Source organism: Anaerocolumna chitinilytica (genome assembly GCF_014218355.1).
GTDB classification, from domain to species: domain Bacteria; phylum Bacillota; class Clostridia; order Lachnospirales; family Lachnospiraceae; genus Anaerocolumna; species Anaerocolumna chitinilytica.
In genome coordinates, this window is record NZ_AP023368.1 from 2,906,217 (window position 1) to 2,922,915 (window position 16,699).

The window sequence follows — 16,699 nt, forward strand, 5'->3', positions numbered from 1 at the left end:
TTACAATCAAGGGTTTCAGTCCTTTATCTTTTTCTAATAAAAATCTATTATATTTGTTGGCAGTCTCTTATTATTAACAGGCTTTAACAAATGCTTTAAAAAGTTTTTCTGCCCCTTCATTCACCCGGAAAAGGTGCTCCGGATGCCATTGAACAGCCAGGAAAAAGGGATGATTCTCCAGATATACGGCTTCTATTAAACCATCCTTTGATTCTGCCGCAACTTTCAGAGAAGGAGCAAGTTCCTTGATGCCTTGATGGTGAAAGCTGTTAACCATAAGGGAATCCGTCTTAAGGATATCATGAAGCAGGCTTTTCTTTTGGATTGACACACTATGGGATAAAACCGTTCGTCCGGATTTTTGGGAATGGCAAAGACTTAACTTTCCCTGAAACTGTGCCGGAATATCCTGATACAATGTACCACCAAGAAATACATTAAGCACCTGTATTCCTCTGCATATTCCAAACACCGGTTTATTTACTTCCATAATCAGATGAAATAGAATTTCCTCCATTTCATCCCTTTCAGGATTAACCACATCACACTCCGGAATGGTTTCCTCTCCAAAACGGAAAGGGTCGATATCAGGCCCTCCTGTAAAAAGAAATCCGTCACAGACCTTTACCGCAGCGGCAAGAGCTTCCTTTCCGGCTTTTAAAGGAAGTAAGAGTGGTACGCCTCCTGCATGGAGAATGGCTTCCATATACATAGAGGCAACACAGACTTTATTATTGTCAGTTTCATAATGAGGGGTAATGCCGATTACAGGAATTTTCATTAATAATATCATCCTTCCTGCCAGCTATAGCACAGGCATTAGCCTGCTGGTTTTATACCAGGAGGAAGCCGGTTGGCTCTGTCTCGGTACAAAACATAGTTTTATTGCTGTTATAGCCAGCTTTTTACTATCCAATTGTTATAGTATATGATTTTTGAAATATTTTGCCCGCCTCTAATACATTTCCCCATTCTCTGTTTTCTAGAGTTCCATTATAATCTTCACTATCACAACGGCCGTACCAGGGTTCAATACATACAAAAGGTGCATTCTTTTTAGTAGGTGACCAAAGACCAAATAAAGGAGCATCAAAAGCAACCGTTACATAGGGCTTTTTATCCGGTGTCAGTAATGAGACAGAATGATATTGATTATTTTCAATAACCAAAGCGTCATCATCAAAGAGGTGTGAATCAATTGGAAGTAATCCATCTTGTAATGGTATAATAACCGGTGACAACGAGGAATCTGTAACAATTAGACCATTCTCACTGACTTTACTCACCGTAATAGGAGCATTAGAATCAAAACTAAAATAGTAATCGGTTTGTTTGTCCTCAGGATTAATGGGACATAAAAACGCAGGATGTCCTCCAATGGAAAAATACATGGATTCTTCACCAGGGTTTTTCACTTCCCATGTAACCGTAACAGTCCTTTTAATCAAAGTGTATCGAATAATAAGCTGAAAAGGAAATGGATATACTTCTAAGGTTTCATTGGAAGATTCTAATAAGAAACTCAAGGAATTTTCCGTTGATTCTAATAAAGCAAATTCCATATCTCTGGCAAAACCATGCTGAGGTAAGGAATAGTTTTGTCCTTGATAGGAATAAGTTTTATTCTTTAGATTACCTACAATGGGAAATAATACGGGTGAAATCCGTTTCCAATAAGCAGGATCGGCATTCCAGAGATATTCTTTTCCTGTTTTTGTATCCGTTATAGCCTGCAACTCAGCTCCAGCATCAGAGAAAGTAAGAGTTAACTCTTCATTTTTTAAAATATGGGATGACATAATGGCCTCCTAAAATTTATGATATAATGCGTATTTAATTATTTTAACACGGATATCTTATAATTACCATACACTGTATAAAGTACAGTGTATTCTATCTTCCAATAAGTAAGATTTAGTCTTTGTCTTGCCAATTGGTATTTCTATCTGATATAATAGTGAGAAAAGCATCTAGGTAATATTTGGATGTTATCGGAAAGAGAGGGCAACATGATTCATAATTTTTTTCCTGATGAATCAGCAGATTCTGCATATAAGATTGATTATAAATCTCTTTATAATAGAGGTTACAGAGGTATTCTATTTGATATTGATAACACCCTTGTAGAACATGGTAAGGATGCCGACGATAAGGCTGTTAAATTAATTCTTGACTTAAACAAACTTGGCTTTAAGGTCTGTTTTATTTCCAATAACAGTGAAGAACGTGTAAAACGATTTAACAAAGATCTCCATCAAAGTTATATTTATAAAGCCGGAAAACCCGGAAGATCCGGTTATTTAAAAGGTGTAAAAACACTTGGTACAACCCTTTCAAATACTGTATTCATAGGGGATCAGCTATTTACAGATATTTACGGAGCAAGAAGGGCAGGACTTAAAAGTATCTTTGTGAACCCGATAGGTAAAGATATAGAAATTCAAATTATTTTAAAACGCTATCTGGAAAAGTTAGTACTATTCTTTTACAATCACTCTCATACGAAAAAGAGAAAATAGAGAAGATGCATATGAATAATATAATTTTAATTGGATTTATGGGCTGCGGTAAGACAACCGTGGGACAGCAGCTTGCACGAAAGCTTAATTTTAGCTTTTTGGATACGGACAAGTACATTGAACAAAAAAATGGACGTACAGTGAGCAGTATATTTGAAGATGAGGGTGAAGAGTATTTCCGAGACCTTGAAACCGAAACAATAAAGGAGCTTATTGGAAAGTTAAGTCAAACGATAGTATCTGTTGGAGGCGGCCTTCCGATTAAAGCTGGAAACTCAGAAATTCTTAAGTCATTTGGCACTGTTATCTATCTGGAAGCTACCAAAGATACTTTAGCCATGAGATTAAAAAACGATAAAGTGAGACCTTTATTAGCCGGAAATGACGGACTTAGAAAAATGGAGCTTTTATATGATAAAAGGCTTCCTTTTTATGAAGCTGCATGTGATATTAAGATTATAACTGAGGGTAAAAATCTGACAGAGGTTGTTAATTGTATTTGTGAAAGAGTGAAATTGTAAGGATAAGATACAATTATAGTGGAGGAATTATTTATATGAAGCTATTGGTTATTAACGGACCCAATCTTAACTTTCTAGGTATCCGTGAAAAATCCGTATACGGAAACGAAGATTACGGCTATCTAAAATCAATCATTCAAGAAAAAGCGGTTAATGAAAATATTACCGTAGATATTTTCCAGAGCAATACGGAAGGAAATATTATTGACAGGCTTCAGGAAGCATATTATGACGGGACACAGGGTATTATAATTAACCCAGGTGCTTTTACCCATTATAGCTATGCTATTCGGGATGCTCTTGCCTCTTTGTCTATACCGATTATTGAAATACATATATCCAATGTTCATAAGCGTGAAGAATTCCGGCATACTTCAGTTACAGCACCTGTTTGCACCGGTCAAATTGTAGGGCTTGGCTTAAAAGGATATTTGCTTGCCATGGATGCATTAAAGTCCATGATAAATTAGATTTAAAGTTATTAACACAAGAATCGTTTTAATTGTATGTTTTTTTTCGCTTACTAAAAAAATAGTTGAAAAAAAGTATCAAATACGATAAACTATAGTGTAGTTAATTTAAGGAGGAAAATATCATTTATGGTATCAGCAGGCGATTTTAGAAATGGCTTAACTATCGAATTAGATAATAATGTTTATCAGGTAATTGAATTTCAGCATGTAAAACCGGGAAAAGGTGCAGCTTTTGTTCGTACTAAGCTTAGAAATATCAAGAACGGCGGTGTTGTAGAAAGAACTTTCAGACCTACAGAAAAGTGTCCTCAAGCTCACATTGAACGTGCAGACATGCAGTACTTATATAAAGACGGAGATCTTTTTAACTTCATGGATGTTAATACTTACGATCAGTTCGCTTTAAATGAAGAATCCGTAGGAGATTCTTTAAAGTTCGTAAAAGAAAATGATATGGTTAAGATGCTTTCTCACAATGGACAGGTATTCGCTATCGAACCCCCGTTATTCGTTGAACTTGTTATTACAAGTACTGAACCTGGCTTCAAAGGTGATACAGCACAGGGTGCTACAAAACCTGCTATCGTTGAAACTGGTGCAACCGTTTATGTTCCTTTATTCGTTGATCAGGGCGATAAAATCAGCATTGACACCAGAACAGGTGAGTATTTAAAGAGAGTATAAGCGAGTATCAAAGATTAATATGAGCGCAATCCAAGAAAATCAAAGTTTTCTAGGGATTGCGCTTTTTTTGTGTTTTGCAATAAGTAATGAGAGATAACCTAAGAACGCTTGAAACAATGTGGGTAGCGTACAGATAGCTAACAAATAGCATACAAATTTCTAGATATTAGTATATGAGTATAAATTATAAGATTAAATATTATGAATGGTTTTTAGCCAAAATAATAAATTTAGTTTCGCTAGGAAAATCAAGGTTTTCTGGGGGTTGCGCTTTTTTAATGATTTGGTATAAAATATGAGAGATAACTTTAGAACGCTTGAACAATATAGGTAGCGAACTAGTAGATAACAGATAGAATACAAATATTAGTTTACATTCATCTATCGAAAAAAGATAATGTGAATTATAATATTTATTTATTAAACAGGAGTAATTATTTTTTTCGTTATATGATGAAGATGAACTCTCATAAATAAATGACAAAAGAGAGGATTCTTGTTTTTTCTCCTGATATACTTGTGAATGAAAGGAGATGTGATATTTGGATTGGAATATACGGCTGAATAGGGCACTTGATTACATTGAAGAAAATTTGAGTAATGAAATTGAATTTGACTATGCTGCTAAGCTGGCATTTTGTTCTCGCAATGATTTATCAAATATGTTTTTCATTGTTACAGGAGTACAGTTAAGCGAATACATCAGGCGCCGACGTCTTTCGCTTGCAGCACTTGAACTACAAAACAGTAATGAAAAAATCATAGATATAGCAATGAAATATGGTTATTCATCGCCTACAGCATTTAATAGAGCTTTTCAAAATCAACATAAGGCATCACCTCAATATGTAAGAAGCCGAAAAATCTTTATCAATTCCTATCCTCGCATCACTTTCCAAATAATATTGAATGGAGAGATCAAAATGAAGTGTAGAATTGAGAAAAAAGAGGCTTTTAGAATAGTTGGAGTCAAGAAAACATTCCGAAATGATATGGTGGAAAATTTAGTACCATTTTTCTGGCGTGATTTACCACAAGAAACCTATGAAAAAATCATAAAACAATCTAATGGTGAACCAAAAGGTTTGTTAGGTTTATGCGCTGACTTTGATAATGAACATACATTTGATTATTACATTGCCACATCAACTAAAAATTCTGAGGTACAGGGTTTAGACCTGATTGATATTCCAGAAGCTACTTGGGCTATTTTCGAAGCAGAAGGAACATTAATGGAGTTGGTTAATCGTATATGGCGGGAATGGTTTCCATCTTCCGGATACAGAAGGGCGGATAATTCTATCCCTGATGTTGAAGTGTATTTTGATTATGACTTCCCGAAAGATAATTATACTTATGAACTTTGGTATCCTGTTGTAAAGGAGTAGTCCAATAATAAGCATAAGATAAAATTAAGTTGGTTAGCTATCTTTTACAATTGAGACAATGCCAGATAACATAGAGTGATGTAGGTAGCTTACAGGTAGCTAACAAAAATGTCTGAACCTACAGTGTTTCAAGGGTTCCAATATAAAGAGAGTATAGTCAAGTATCAATGATTAATATGAGCGCAATCTAAGGGAAATCAAGGTTTTCCGTGGGTTGCGCTTTTTTATATGATTTGTTAATGTAATAAGAGGTAGCTTGGAAAAGTTTATAATAATGTGGGTAGCGAACAAATAGCTATTAAATAGATGATAGAAAAGTAGTAGTAACTTATCATTAAATAATGTATGATAGCTACAAATGTAATTTTAGAATTCCATTCACAATCGTTATCAAATACGAAGTAGAAAATTAATATTTTCAGTTACTTACCCGTCAATTTCTCTTAATAGAATAACGGGCAATGCGAAAACTGTTCTTTTATAATTGTTATCAAGGAGATGCGAAAATGGATTGGGTAGATAGAATGAATAAAGCGATTGATTATATAGAAGAACACCTGACCGAAGAAATTAGTGAAAAAGAAATAAACAACATTACAGCGTGTTCATTCTCAATGTTTCAAGGCTCTTTCACACAAATTACAGGGGTTTCTCTTTCGGAGTATTTACGTCGTCGTAAGCTGACCTGTGCCGCATATGAGTTGCAGAATACAGATGAAAAAGTAATTGATATTTCGTTAAAATATGGCTATAATTCTGCTGATGCGTTTACAGTTGCTTTTAAGCGATTGCATGGTGTTACTCCAACCGAAGCAAGATTTTCAGGTGTAACTCTCACATTCTATTGTCGTATTCGCTTCTCACTTAAAATAGAAGGAGTTGATAAAATGGACTATACCACGATTGAAAGATCATCATTCAAAGTAATTGGAATAAGACGTACAACACCATATGGCGGTGGTACGTGGGCCATTGTAAAAAGTGATGGAAGCAATGAGAAAATCAAGGAAATTAGTGGCATATTTTATGATTTAGGTCTATGCTTTGGATTTGGTGATGACGGAAGCAATGACTATATGTGCGGTATTGAATGGGATAAAGAAGATATTGAAGGTTTGGATACCTATCAATATCCGAGTGTTACTTGGCTCAAGTTTGAAGCGAATGGCTCTATTACGGGTCAAACTCTTGGAGGTGTATGGAAACGAATTCATGAGGAGTTTCTACCACAAAGCAAGTACAAGTTATCTGGACTTCCTACTATAGAAAAATATGTCAAATGGGATGATGCTGATGATATGTGTATTGTTGAGATTTGGCTTCCTGTTGCATTAAAGTAGTTTATTCCAATTATCAGGAATTTTATATAGCGCAATCCAATGTTTTATGTGGATTGCGCTATTTTTATATTGTCTGATAAACAATGTGAGATAGTATTTGATTGCATAAAATAATTCTTATACTAAGTTTGATATAAGATACAAGGTAATGAATATACGCGTTAAGGTCAGTAACATCTTAATAGTTTAAACATACTTTATTAAAAAAGGCATAAATAAAAGAAATGGAAAGTTATACCAATATAAGTTTACAGTTGAGAAAGGAGTTAGAAGCATTACCACGTGATTATACAAGAATAATAGCAACAAGAAATTGGGATGTCATGACTGATTCAATAATGAATTTTAATATAGGTAGACTTTTACTTTTCATGGATAATTACGGCAGAGGGATACCGGACAAGATATCCATTACAAAGTTTGGCGTTGACGGCCCAGCAACTACAGCAAGACTATATTATAATAGCAATCTTTTCTCTTATGTAGTCGATGAAACCCGTTATGCAAGTGGCAAGTTTTATACCTATTATGGACATGAGATGAAAGTTAAAAAACGGTATCTGAACAATAATGAAATTGCCATAGACTATAATTTAATTTCATTAGATGGTAATGAAGTACCTATATTAATTATTTGGGCAGGGTTAAAATCTGATAAGATATAAATATCGAGGAGTTTTTCACAATCATTGAATCATGTAAAAGATGATTTTAAACTATGTATAATTTGATTATAATTATTTATTAAGTTGAATTCATTACATAGGGAAGATATACTATCATAAATCTGGACTTGTGTCTACATTATTGACACAAGTCCAAGTAAGTTGAACAATATAAACCTAGTAAAATCTATGTAGATATAGAGACAAATAATTAACCCAAATATAGCAAATTTGTTCTGTATCAATAGAGTATTATTTATTAGCAGTATAGACCTTCTTAGCTTACTGATAGATTGATTCTGAAAGGAGTAACGATGAGAAAACCTGGAATAATTAAAATTGATAAAATTGTACTAGAATGTAAAGATCCGGTAGAACTTTCTGATTTTTATATCAAACTACTTGGATGGGAAAAAGGATATGATAATAATGATTTCATTATCATTGGATCAGAAACGGGCAATATAGACATAGGTTTTCAAAAAAATACTGACTTTATTGCACCAAAATGGCCAGATGTTGAAGGTGAACAACAGATGATGCTACATTTAGATTTCTGTGTCGCTGCTTCTGAGCATCAAGAATGGGTTGAGTATGCTATTTATTGCGGCGCAAAAAAAGCAGATTTTCAATATTCGAAAGATTGGACAGTAATGATTGACCCCGAAGGGCATCCTTTTTGCATCGACCCATCGTAACAACATAAAAGATTTATGCATTGGGTATTAGCTTTCTGTGTTTGGAAATAAGACATATATGTTTGGAGATAATTATAAAAAGTTATAGCAGATAATATCGAAGAACAGAGACTAATATGCATTTTGTTCTCGAAATGATTTATCAAATATATTTTACAAATGATATCCATAATATAGTATACAAAATTTAGATAAATTTCGGTTGTTAAAATAACAACTATTCTTCGTTAGACGAAATCCTTAAATTTTATTATAATATCCATATGAACAACCGGCCGTTCAAATAATTGAGAGGACGAATCAATGGAGATTAAAATCTGTAATAACATTGCTAAATACCGTAAAGAAAATGAAATAACTCAGGCTGAACTTGCTGAATACCTTGGTGTATCTCCCCAAGCCGTGTCCAAGTGGGAGCAGGAAATATCCATCCCGGATATTTATTTAATTCCGAAAATAGCATATTTCTTTAACATATCAATTGACACATTATTTGGAACTTCCAATTTTGATACTACCGAGTTGTTAGTTTCTAAGTATTCAGCTGTACGTAATGATAAAAACTATAAAGAAGCAAAGGAAGCTATCGATGCTTTGCTGGATATGAATCCAGAGGACCTAAAAGCACTTAGCCTTCTCTGTCGGTTGGAACATCAGAGATCGCTTGAATATCTCCACAAAAGTATTAAAGCATGTGAAAAACTAAAACATACAGCAAAGGATAAAGATACCTATTGGGAAAACATGGCTTCTATACAATTAATGCGTGAAAATTCATTGATTGGCAATTATGATTTTTTAAATGAGTATATTCAAAAATTTGAAGAAAATAAAACAGCAGACAATTTTAATTATTTCTTGCTTGCAATAACACTTAGTACCGATGAACAATATAAAAAGGCCCTTAAGAAAGGGAAGGATTATATCGATTCCTTTACTTTTCAAGAGCAATTAAAGATATATCCTAACCTTATGGAAATAGCCTATTCTTTGGAAGACTTTGATTATGTTCGAAAATGCTTTGATGTTATAATAAAGGATACAGAAAATAAAGACCAAATATTCAATGCCTGGTGGCTGCTATGGAAATCCCATAAAAGTGCAGGAAAAGAAAAGGAAGCAGAAGATTGCAGAAAAAAACTATTAAATCTACTGCCAGCTCAGAATTATAATGAATATCTTTATGAGGAAATAGAACGACATCTTTTAGGTGAAGGTGACAAACCTGAAATAATATGGTAGTCTATCTATAAATAGAAAAGAAGGGATTGAAATATGAGCTGTCTAATCTGTGAAAGAATTGAAATGATAAAACAAGGAACAAATCCTTATTTTGTTACAGAGCTGGAAACTGGGTATGTTGTACTGGCAGATTATCAAAGATATAAAGGCTATACTATTTTTTTATGTAAATCACATGAAACGGAACTTCATTATTTACCCTACGACTTCCGGATAAAACACTTAGCGGAAATGAGTCTTGTTGCTGAAGCAGTCTTTCAAGCCTTTCAAGCAAATAAAATGAATCATGCCATGCTTGGAAACCTCGACAGCCATGTTCATTGGCACCTGATTCCAAGAGTTAAGGGGGACACTCCTGCCAACGCACCTATTTGGAGATTGCCGGACGAAGAATTATTTCAGGAAATTTATCAGCCTGATACAAAAGATTTAAATGATATGAGGTTCAAGCTAAAAGAAGAGATTAATAATTTGCTGAGAGTGCATAATAATAGATTGTAAACAACTCTAGTTAATTAAACTTATAGCTTTATTTTCTGAACATAATCCGGATTTACTTATGTAATTTCATATAACCAGCTAACTAAAACAATGCCCAAAGGAAAATTTCTTTTGGGCACTGTTTGTTGTGCGTCTGGCGGCGCACAACAAAGAGAACAGCCGATTACCGAACTTTATGCTCGGTGGTGTGGGAGGTCGATAGATGAAATAATAACCCTTACACGATTCTAACTTAAATTGTGAAGATTTTGCCCACGTAAAGAACTTATAATACCGGTTATAAGAAAAATTATAGAAAAGAAAAGTAAACTTAAAAAGATAATCATGTTTATATTACCACTAGTAGTGAGACTATTCCAATTTAAAAGGTCATATTGAAACCCCATACTGCTGTCACCATCATTCAGTATAAAATGAAGAAATCCCTGAATGGTATACTCAAAAAGAGAAGCAAGGGCAAAGCAGCTCGAAAATTTAAAATAAATATTAATTGGAGCATATCTCATAATTAACATTATTCCCCAAGGTAATATACAAGAAAACCCGGCAATTGGCATCCCACGGTTTAGGAACCAGTTACCACCGGTAAATTGATTGCACACAAAAAGCAACAGGAACAATAGCAGTGTCTCAGTAGTAAAATAAATCAGAGTCTTCTTATCTGAAAGTATAGGAATAAGATAAGTCCCTCGCAATATTAAGGGTAAAAATAGAAGAGATAATCCAAATATTACTGATATGAAGGAAATAATGAACCAATTACCACCGGTATAAAGATTACATATAAGTAAAAGCAAGCTGAGTGAAAATGTAAAGGACCCTAAAGTTATCAGGGCTTTTTTTACAGGAACCATAACCGGCACCAATGTTAGGGAAACCGCAATCATCTCAGAAGCCAGCACAATAAAAAACCAAGTTAATTTATGTGAAACAGCGATGTTAACGATAAAACAAACGGCCAAGGGAATTCCATATAAGACCATAAGTATATTACGATAAGCTTGAACGATTCTTTCATATTTTTTAGCCATTTTTTCGGAATTTCTTCCCTTGATATCATCACTGGCAGTCAGTAGTTCGTGCTCGCTTATTCCAAGTATTTCACAAATTTCCCTTATCAGAGTAATATCCGGATAAGAAATCCCCCTTTCCCATTTTGAAACAGCAGATTCTGTTACAAATAATTTTTCAGCAAACTCTCTTTGAGTAAAACCCATTTCTTTTCTTCGTTTTGTGACATATTCTCCGAATGTTTTTTTATCTTCCATAACTACCTCCAAGTTTTGTTAGTGTTAGGATAACTCATTGCCTTAAAAAGGTCAATCGACTGTTAAGCCAGTCAGTAAAATCAAGGCTTCTAACGGTATTAGAAGCTTACACAACTATTTTTATTATATACGAAAGTGTAATCTTTTTCCATACAAAATGTGGGGCTTACTTGTAAAATTGGTATTAAAATGGTAAAATAAAGAAAAAATCAAGGAGTTAAGAGTGAAAAATAATGTGTATTTTAAGGTGACCTTAACTAAGGGTTCTCAGAAACCCCAGCGTTTTAAGTATTAAAGATTATTATTAGTTATCGTTGCATTTTACTAATAAGGAAAGATCATAACCCTTCGCTTCAAGGTAAGCAAATACATTTTCATCATTTAGAGTAACCATAGAAGTTGAGTAATGAGGATCCATCAATTCCTCATAATCAGTCGGGTTGAAAGGCTGTTTTTCAGATATCATGTGATAGATACAAACCATCATCATTCTGGCTATTGCAATAATTGCTTTTTTATGACCACGTCGTTTCTTGATTCGACCATATTTAATTGCAAAATAAGGTTGTTTTTTACTCTTGATCGCAGCAAGTGCACACTGAACCATCATTGGTTTTAGATAAGCGCCAGCTTTCGCAATACGAACAGATTTCTTTTTTCCTGCGGATTCATTGTTGGATGGAGAAAGTCCGCACCAGGAGCAAAGATGTTTGGCGTCATCAAAGATGCTCATATCGATACCAATCTCGGCAAGGATAATGGTTGCACTGATTTCCGTTATACCAGGAAGTGAGGATATGTATTCCACAAATTCATAATAAGGTTTGATTCTTATATAAAGCTCAACCTCAGTTTGCGTAATCATATCATCCAGATAATCAAGATGCCCTCTGGCAAGCTCCAGTTTTTTTGCCTGGTCGGTTTCGATGTTATAACCTTTGATTGCTTCAATAATATCATCAGACTTAACCTTAGCATTTTTTTTGATGAGTTTGCGAACAGCTTTGTCATTAATGGTATCCGTAGTATTAGAAAGCAGATAGGTCATGATTTCAGTTGCCGTTTTACCAAATGGATCAGACAGAATACTGGCAATGCCGATGTTGGAAACGGTCATACAGTTCTGTATACGGTTTTTCTCTGAGGACTTCATACAAACCAGCTTGAAACGGTAGCGTGCAAGCTCTCGAAGCTGCCGGAAATTCTTCGGAGGGATAAAAGAACATCTGACCAGATCGAATTTATAAAGATCTGCAATCCATCTGGAATCTTTTTTGTCTGTTTTTTTACCTTTGATAGCTTTGACATATTTGGGATGAGTAAGGCATACATTGATGTCATTTTCAAGGTAATTAAAAATAGGAATCCAGTACTTCCCCGTGGATTCCATACAGACATAAAAACAGTCATTTTTAATTAACCAATCATGAAATTTCTGAATATCAGAATTGATGGTTGAGAAGGATTTCTGATTGTACTCAGATATTCCATTTTTATCAGTAGTAACGATGGTTGCAACGATAACATTTTTGTGGACATCAAGCCCACAACAGATGGGGTAAACAAGCCTCATCATAAGTATCACCACCTATAAGAATTAAAGAAACAGCAACATTGACTGCCATCCTGCGGCTAAATAAACATGGTTTATTACCAATGATAAGAGTCCGGGCTCAATGTCCCACTTGTTTGTGCTTGAAAGGATGACGGCACATATAACTATACGGGGTTGAAATAAATTCACCACACCTCCAACCGTGCTCTGTAGTGTATTGCTGTTTCATAAAGAATTTTAAATCATAGAGTGGTGGTTTGCAACTTTTAATATCTTGTTTGTGCCGCCGCTTGGCGGCGGAATGGAGAAAACTATGAAAAAAGCAAAAATTCTTATATTATTTGGGATGATTTTTACTATTTTATTATTGCTGACCCTTCGTGTTTATCATAACAATTTAACAGATGTCGAAAATACAAAGAAGGCACAGAACTCAAAAGATTCAAATGGAATTGAAACATTGAAGCAAGACGATTATAATATTCTTCTCAAAGGCAGTGCAAGACCTGAAAATGGTGAAATTTCGGTTGAGAAGGCTGCTGAAATTGGTTTTAATGAATATAAGAAAACAAACTCAGACAGTGGAAAAGAATATAAAGTAGAGATGGTATTTCTAGATGGTATTTTAAAAAAGACGGGTAGCTGGTCAGGACATATCATAACCGAAGAGGGTTCTAATAAATATGAATTTTTAGTAGATGGTAAAACAGGTAGTTTAGATTTTACTGATAATGCGAAAAGTGAGTAGGTGAACTTAATGGTATTAAAAGGTAAATCAATTACATTAACTCCATATACAAGTGATAATTGTCACAGTTTTTATAGAACTTATATAGCAGATCCAATGATGACAGAAAATATATTTGTTTATAATAAGGAGAAGACAGACACCTATTACCATAATAAAGTAATGGATCCTACCCGTATATTCTTTGCGATTTCTCATGAAGATAGCATTATTGGGGAAATTCAATTAAAACGCATCGATTTCCATAATAAATGTGCTACTCTAAGCATTATCTTAAGCAATGATTCTGTAAAGAACAAGGGTTTTGGTACAGAAGCTGAAAAGCTTCTTATTGAATATGCCTTTAACCAATTAGATATAGAAACTATTTATGCGGATGCCGTTCACCGTAACACCAGAAGCAGGCATGTGTTGGAGAAAATTGGTTTTGAACATATCAACGATGATGAAATCCTGACCTACTATAAGTTGGAAAAAAGCAGTTATGAAGGGCACAACAAAGATAAACTATTTCATATCATAGAAATCAATGAAAAATATAAAGGTAATGTCATCAATATAATTAGCGAAAACTGGGGCAGCAACCTTATTGTGACAAAAGGTAAGGTGTACAATGCAGAAGAACTCCCTGGACTTCTAGCCATAAGTAACGAAAATATAATAGGGTTGATTACTTATTATATCCATGAGACAGAATGTGAAATAGTATCTCTTATTAGCTTTGAGGAAAATAAAGGAGTAGGAACTGCTTTAATACAGAGGGTACTCACAATTGCCAGGGAAGCCGGCTGTAAACGATTATTTCTTATTACTACAAATGATAATACAAGGGCAATACGCTTTTATCAAAAACGTGGCTTTGACTTCGCTGCCTTTTACAGAAATGAGATCCTGGAATCCCGGAAGCTTAAACCTCAAATCCCCTTAATAGGCTATGATGGAATTCCTATTCTGCATGAATTGGAATTTGAAATGGACTTGTATAGTTAAAAATTAGTCTAGTACATAAGAATTACATATCTGGCAAAAAATACTTGTGAAATCTTGTGTCATTGTATACAATAGAAGGCAAGAAGGGAGAGAATAAAATGTGGTTTTTTTACGCACTTTTATCAGCTTTTTTTGCAGCCTTAACCTCTATTTTAGCAAAGATGGGGATGAAGAATGTGAACTCCAATGTCGGTACTGCCATCAGAACCGTGGTCGTACTGGCAATGGCATGGCTGATTGTATTTTTGACAGGAAAGCAGAAAGAAATTCCTGCAATAACACAGCGAGGCTGGATTTTTCTTGTATTATCCGGTATAGCGACAGGACTTTCCTGGTTATGCTATTTTAAAGCATTACAAATAGGTGACGCTGCAAAAGTAGTACCAGTGGATAAATTTAGTGTTGTTATCACGATGGTACTGGCATTTTTATTACTTGGAGAACCTTTAAACACGAAAACAATAGCAGGCGGTGTAATAATTACTATCGGTATGCTGGTACTTGTATTATAGAAAGGTTCCTTCTGTTAATAAGCTATAAAATTATCAATAATGAAAACTGCCATATTTCAAGTCTTTTATCGGATTACATTTTTATGGCATAAAAGGAGACTTATGAAGAACGTTGTAGAGAGATTTTTAGAATATGTAAAAGTAGATACACAATCCCAGGATGATATGGAGAATGTACCAAGTACTGAAAAACAAAGAAACCTGGCTGAAATACTTGTAAAGGAATTAAAGGAGATGGGAGCTGAAAATGTAAGACTCTCTGATCATTGCTATGTTTATGCAACGATTCCTTCCAATTCCAAGAAGAAACTGCCTTCTATCGGCTTTGTATCTCATATGGATACCTCCAATGCACTAAGCGGCAAAGATGTAAAACCCAGAATAGTAAAGAACTATGATGGCGGAGAAATCGTTCTGAATGAAGAATTAAATATCCGTATGGATGCTAATGCTTACCCAGTACTTAGTCTTTCAAAAGGAAAAGACCTGATTGTAACGGATGGTACAACCCTTCTCGGTGCAGATGACAAGGCAGGTGTTGCTGAAATTCTTACTATGGCAGAAACCCTCTTGACTCATCCTGAAATAGAACATGGTACGATTCAGATTGGTTTCACACCTGATGAAGAGGTAGGAAGAGGAGTTGACTTCTTTGATGTAGAAGGTTTCGGTGCTGATTTTGCCTACACCATTGACGGCGGTGAACTTGGAGAAATAGAATACGAGAATTTTAATGCAGCCGCAGGAAAAATTCAGATTCAAGGTGTAAGTATCCATCCCGGCAGTGCAAAGAATAAGATGGTAAATGCTTTGTTACTTGCAATGGAGTTCCAGAATATGCTTCCGGCCAACGAAGACCCTATGTATACCGAGAATTATGAAGGTTTCTATATGTTGAATGCTTTGGAAGGAACCGTAGATTCTGCAAGAGCTGTATACATCATTCGTGATCATGATAAAGCCCAGTTTGAAGCAAAAAAAGCCAGATTCATTAAAATCGGAGAATACCTGAACGAAAAATACGGTGAGGGTACTTTTAAAGTAGAAGTAAAAGATTCTTATTACAATATGAAAGAAAAAGTAGAACCGCATATACATCTGATTGATAATGCTAAACGTGCTATGGAAGAAGTTGGGGTAACGCCGATTGTTGTTCCCATTCGCGGCGGTACAGATGGTGCAAGACTTTCTTACATGGGGCTTCCCTGCCCTAATCTTTGTGCCGGAGGAAATAATTTTCACGGAAGATATGAATTCATACCGGTACAATCCATGGAGAAAATCGTTGAAATATTATTAAAGATAGTGGAAATATATTCAACAGAAGAAAATGCAAAATAGAACAAAGATGTATCATACAATGGTGTAAAATACAAAGAAGTATTTTCCGGGCACAAAATTGATGTCTTATGGAGAATACTTCTTTTTTATTGGATTTTAAATGTTCTGAATCAGAGATAAAAGTACAGATATAATTACATAGTTAACTTTTAAGCACTGAAAAGTTTTGATAATAAAGAATTTCATATTGATTTTTTATATAAATTAAGTTATTATATACGGAAACATCGTAATTTTATACATTCCAGCGTTAA

At 34.5% G+C, this 16,699-nt stretch carries 18 protein-coding genes; 14 read left to right on the plus strand and 4 right to left on the minus strand.

Annotated features, from left to right (window positions below):
* Positions 1-73 precede the first annotated feature (73 nt).
* Both bsdcttw_RS12600 and bsdcttw_RS12605 read right to left on the minus strand, forming a co-directional pair.
* A complete protein-coding gene (locus bsdcttw_RS12600) occupies positions 74-793 on the minus strand; it encodes a gamma-glutamyl-gamma-aminobutyrate hydrolase family protein (protein ID WP_225903646.1) in 720 nt (239 codons plus the stop codon).
* 115 nt (positions 794-908) lie between these two features.
* Complete coding sequence (locus bsdcttw_RS12605; protein WP_185255222.1) at positions 909-1,799, minus strand: aldose 1-epimerase family protein; 891 nt, start codon at positions 1,797-1,799, stop codon at positions 909-911.
* A 210-nt stretch (positions 1,800-2,009) separates the two neighbouring features.
* On the opposite strand from bsdcttw_RS12605, the gene bsdcttw_RS12610 reads away from it, so the two are divergent.
* The 10 genes from bsdcttw_RS12610 (at position 2,010) to bsdcttw_RS12655 (ending at position 10,031) form a co-directional block, all read left to right on the plus strand.
* Positions 2,010-2,519 carry a YqeG family HAD IIIA-type phosphatase gene (locus bsdcttw_RS12610; RefSeq protein WP_185255223.1) on the plus strand — a complete coding sequence of 170 codons (510 nt, stop codon included), beginning with the start codon at positions 2,010-2,012 and terminating at the stop codon, positions 2,517-2,519.
* An 11-nt stretch (positions 2,520-2,530) separates the two neighbouring features.
* A complete protein-coding gene (locus tag bsdcttw_RS12615; RefSeq protein ID WP_185255224.1) occupies positions 2,531-3,040 on the plus strand; it encodes a shikimate kinase in 510 nt (169 codons plus the stop codon).
* A 35-nt stretch (positions 3,041-3,075) separates the two neighbouring features.
* Positions 3,076-3,510 carry a type II 3-dehydroquinate dehydratase gene (aroQ, locus tag bsdcttw_RS12620; protein WP_185255225.1) on the plus strand — a complete coding sequence of 145 codons (435 nt, stop codon included), beginning with the start codon at positions 3,076-3,078 and terminating at the stop codon, positions 3,508-3,510.
* Between the two features lie 129 nt (positions 3,511-3,639).
* Entirely contained in the window at positions 3,640-4,197 is a 558-nt protein-coding gene (gene efp / locus bsdcttw_RS12625; protein ID WP_185255226.1) for an elongation factor P, read from the plus strand.
* A 542-nt stretch (positions 4,198-4,739) separates the two neighbouring features.
* On the plus strand, positions 4,740-5,585 hold the full coding sequence (locus bsdcttw_RS12630) for an AraC family transcriptional regulator (protein ID WP_185255227.1): 846 nt from the start codon (positions 4,740-4,742) through the stop codon (positions 5,583-5,585).
* A gap of 506 nt (positions 5,586-6,091) precedes the next feature.
* A complete protein-coding gene (locus bsdcttw_RS12635) occupies positions 6,092-6,925 on the plus strand; it encodes an AraC family transcriptional regulator (RefSeq protein WP_185255228.1) in 834 nt (277 codons plus the stop codon).
* Between the two features lie 323 nt (positions 6,926-7,248).
* Positions 7,249-7,590, plus strand: coding sequence for a hypothetical protein (locus bsdcttw_RS12640; protein ID WP_207726398.1), 342 nt, complete (start codon positions 7,249-7,251; stop codon positions 7,588-7,590).
* A 314-nt stretch (positions 7,591-7,904) separates the two neighbouring features.
* Positions 7,905-8,288 (plus strand): VOC family protein, encoded by a 384-nt coding sequence (locus bsdcttw_RS12645; protein WP_185255230.1) that lies wholly within the window; start codon positions 7,905-7,907, stop codon positions 8,286-8,288.
* Positions 8,289-8,591: 303 nt separating this feature from the next.
* Positions 8,592-9,530, plus strand: a complete 939-nt coding sequence (locus bsdcttw_RS12650) for a helix-turn-helix domain-containing protein (RefSeq protein ID WP_185255231.1) — start codon at positions 8,592-8,594, stop codon at positions 9,528-9,530.
* Positions 9,531-9,563: 33 nt separating this feature from the next.
* Positions 9,564-10,031 (plus strand): HIT family protein, encoded by a 468-nt coding sequence (locus tag bsdcttw_RS12655; RefSeq protein ID WP_185255232.1) that lies wholly within the window; start codon positions 9,564-9,566, stop codon positions 10,029-10,031.
* A gap of 227 nt (positions 10,032-10,258) precedes the next feature.
* On the opposite strand, the gene bsdcttw_RS12660 is transcribed toward bsdcttw_RS12655, so the two are convergent.
* Together bsdcttw_RS12660 and bsdcttw_RS12665 are read right to left on the minus strand one after the other, a co-directional pair.
* Complete coding sequence (locus tag bsdcttw_RS12660) at positions 10,259-11,299, minus strand: helix-turn-helix domain-containing protein (RefSeq protein WP_185255233.1); 1,041 nt, start codon at positions 11,297-11,299, stop codon at positions 10,259-10,261.
* 304 nt (positions 11,300-11,603) lie between these two features.
* Positions 11,604-12,875 carry an IS110 family RNA-guided transposase gene (locus bsdcttw_RS12665; RefSeq protein WP_185255234.1) on the minus strand — a complete coding sequence of 424 codons (1,272 nt, stop codon included), beginning with the start codon at positions 12,873-12,875 and terminating at the stop codon, positions 11,604-11,606.
* Positions 12,876-13,167: 292 nt separating this feature from the next.
* Between bsdcttw_RS12665 and bsdcttw_RS12670 the strand changes: the two genes are divergently transcribed.
* From bsdcttw_RS12670 to pepT, 4 genes are all read left to right on the plus strand, one after another.
* Complete coding sequence (locus tag bsdcttw_RS12670; RefSeq protein ID WP_185255235.1) at positions 13,168-13,602, plus strand: hypothetical protein; 435 nt, start codon at positions 13,168-13,170, stop codon at positions 13,600-13,602.
* A gap of 9 nt (positions 13,603-13,611) precedes the next feature.
* Entirely contained in the window at positions 13,612-14,592 is a 981-nt protein-coding gene (locus bsdcttw_RS12675) for a GNAT family N-acetyltransferase (protein WP_185255236.1), read from the plus strand.
* Between the two features lie 98 nt (positions 14,593-14,690).
* Positions 14,691-15,104, plus strand: a complete 414-nt coding sequence (locus tag bsdcttw_RS12680; protein ID WP_185255237.1) for an EamA family transporter — start codon at positions 14,691-14,693, stop codon at positions 15,102-15,104.
* Between the two features lie 102 nt (positions 15,105-15,206).
* Positions 15,207-16,445: a peptidase T gene (pepT, locus tag bsdcttw_RS12685; protein WP_185255238.1), complete on the plus strand. Its 1,239-nt coding sequence runs from the start codon at positions 15,207-15,209 to the stop codon at positions 16,443-16,445.
* Positions 16,446-16,699 lie beyond the last annotated feature (254 nt).

Bases quoted from the DNA above. Each gene is read 5' to 3' on its own strand.
- bsdcttw_RS12645 (WP_185255230.1), top strand. From the start codon at position 7,905: ATGAGAAAACCTGGAATAATTAAAATTGATAAAATTGTACTAGAATGT.
- bsdcttw_RS12640 (WP_207726398.1), top strand. From the start codon at position 7,249: ATGACTGATTCAATAATGAATTTTAATATAGGTAGACTTTTACTTTTC.
- bsdcttw_RS12600 (WP_225903646.1), bottom strand. From the start codon at position 793: ATGATATTATTAATGAAAATTCCTGTAATCGGCATTACCCCTCATTAT.
- bsdcttw_RS12680 (WP_185255237.1), top strand. From the start codon at position 14,691: ATGTGGTTTTTTTACGCACTTTTATCAGCTTTTTTTGCAGCCTTAACC.
- bsdcttw_RS12615 (WP_185255224.1), top strand. From the start codon at position 2,531: ATGAATAATATAATTTTAATTGGATTTATGGGCTGCGGTAAGACAACC.
- efp (WP_185255226.1), top strand. From the start codon at position 3,640: ATGGTATCAGCAGGCGATTTTAGAAATGGCTTAACTATCGAATTAGAT.
- bsdcttw_RS12670 (WP_185255235.1), top strand. From the start codon at position 13,168: ATGAAAAAAGCAAAAATTCTTATATTATTTGGGATGATTTTTACTATT.
- bsdcttw_RS12610 (WP_185255223.1), top strand. From the start codon at position 2,010: ATGATTCATAATTTTTTTCCTGATGAATCAGCAGATTCTGCATATAAG.
- bsdcttw_RS12665 (WP_185255234.1), bottom strand. From the start codon at position 12,875: ATGATGAGGCTTGTTTACCCCATCTGTTGTGGGCTTGATGTCCACAAA.
- bsdcttw_RS12655 (WP_185255232.1), top strand. From the start codon at position 9,564: ATGAGCTGTCTAATCTGTGAAAGAATTGAAATGATAAAACAAGGAACA.
- bsdcttw_RS12650 (WP_185255231.1), top strand. From the start codon at position 8,592: ATGGAGATTAAAATCTGTAATAACATTGCTAAATACCGTAAAGAAAAT.
- bsdcttw_RS12675 (WP_185255236.1), top strand. From the start codon at position 13,612: ATGGTATTAAAAGGTAAATCAATTACATTAACTCCATATACAAGTGAT.
- bsdcttw_RS12635 (WP_185255228.1), top strand. From the start codon at position 6,092: ATGGATTGGGTAGATAGAATGAATAAAGCGATTGATTATATAGAAGAA.
- aroQ (WP_185255225.1), top strand. From the start codon at position 3,076: ATGAAGCTATTGGTTATTAACGGACCCAATCTTAACTTTCTAGGTATC.
- pepT (WP_185255238.1), top strand. From the start codon at position 15,207: ATGAAGAACGTTGTAGAGAGATTTTTAGAATATGTAAAAGTAGATACA.
- bsdcttw_RS12660 (WP_185255233.1), bottom strand. From the start codon at position 11,299: ATGGAAGATAAAAAAACATTCGGAGAATATGTCACAAAACGAAGAAAA.
- bsdcttw_RS12605 (WP_185255222.1), bottom strand. From the start codon at position 1,799: ATGTCATCCCATATTTTAAAAAATGAAGAGTTAACTCTTACTTTCTCT.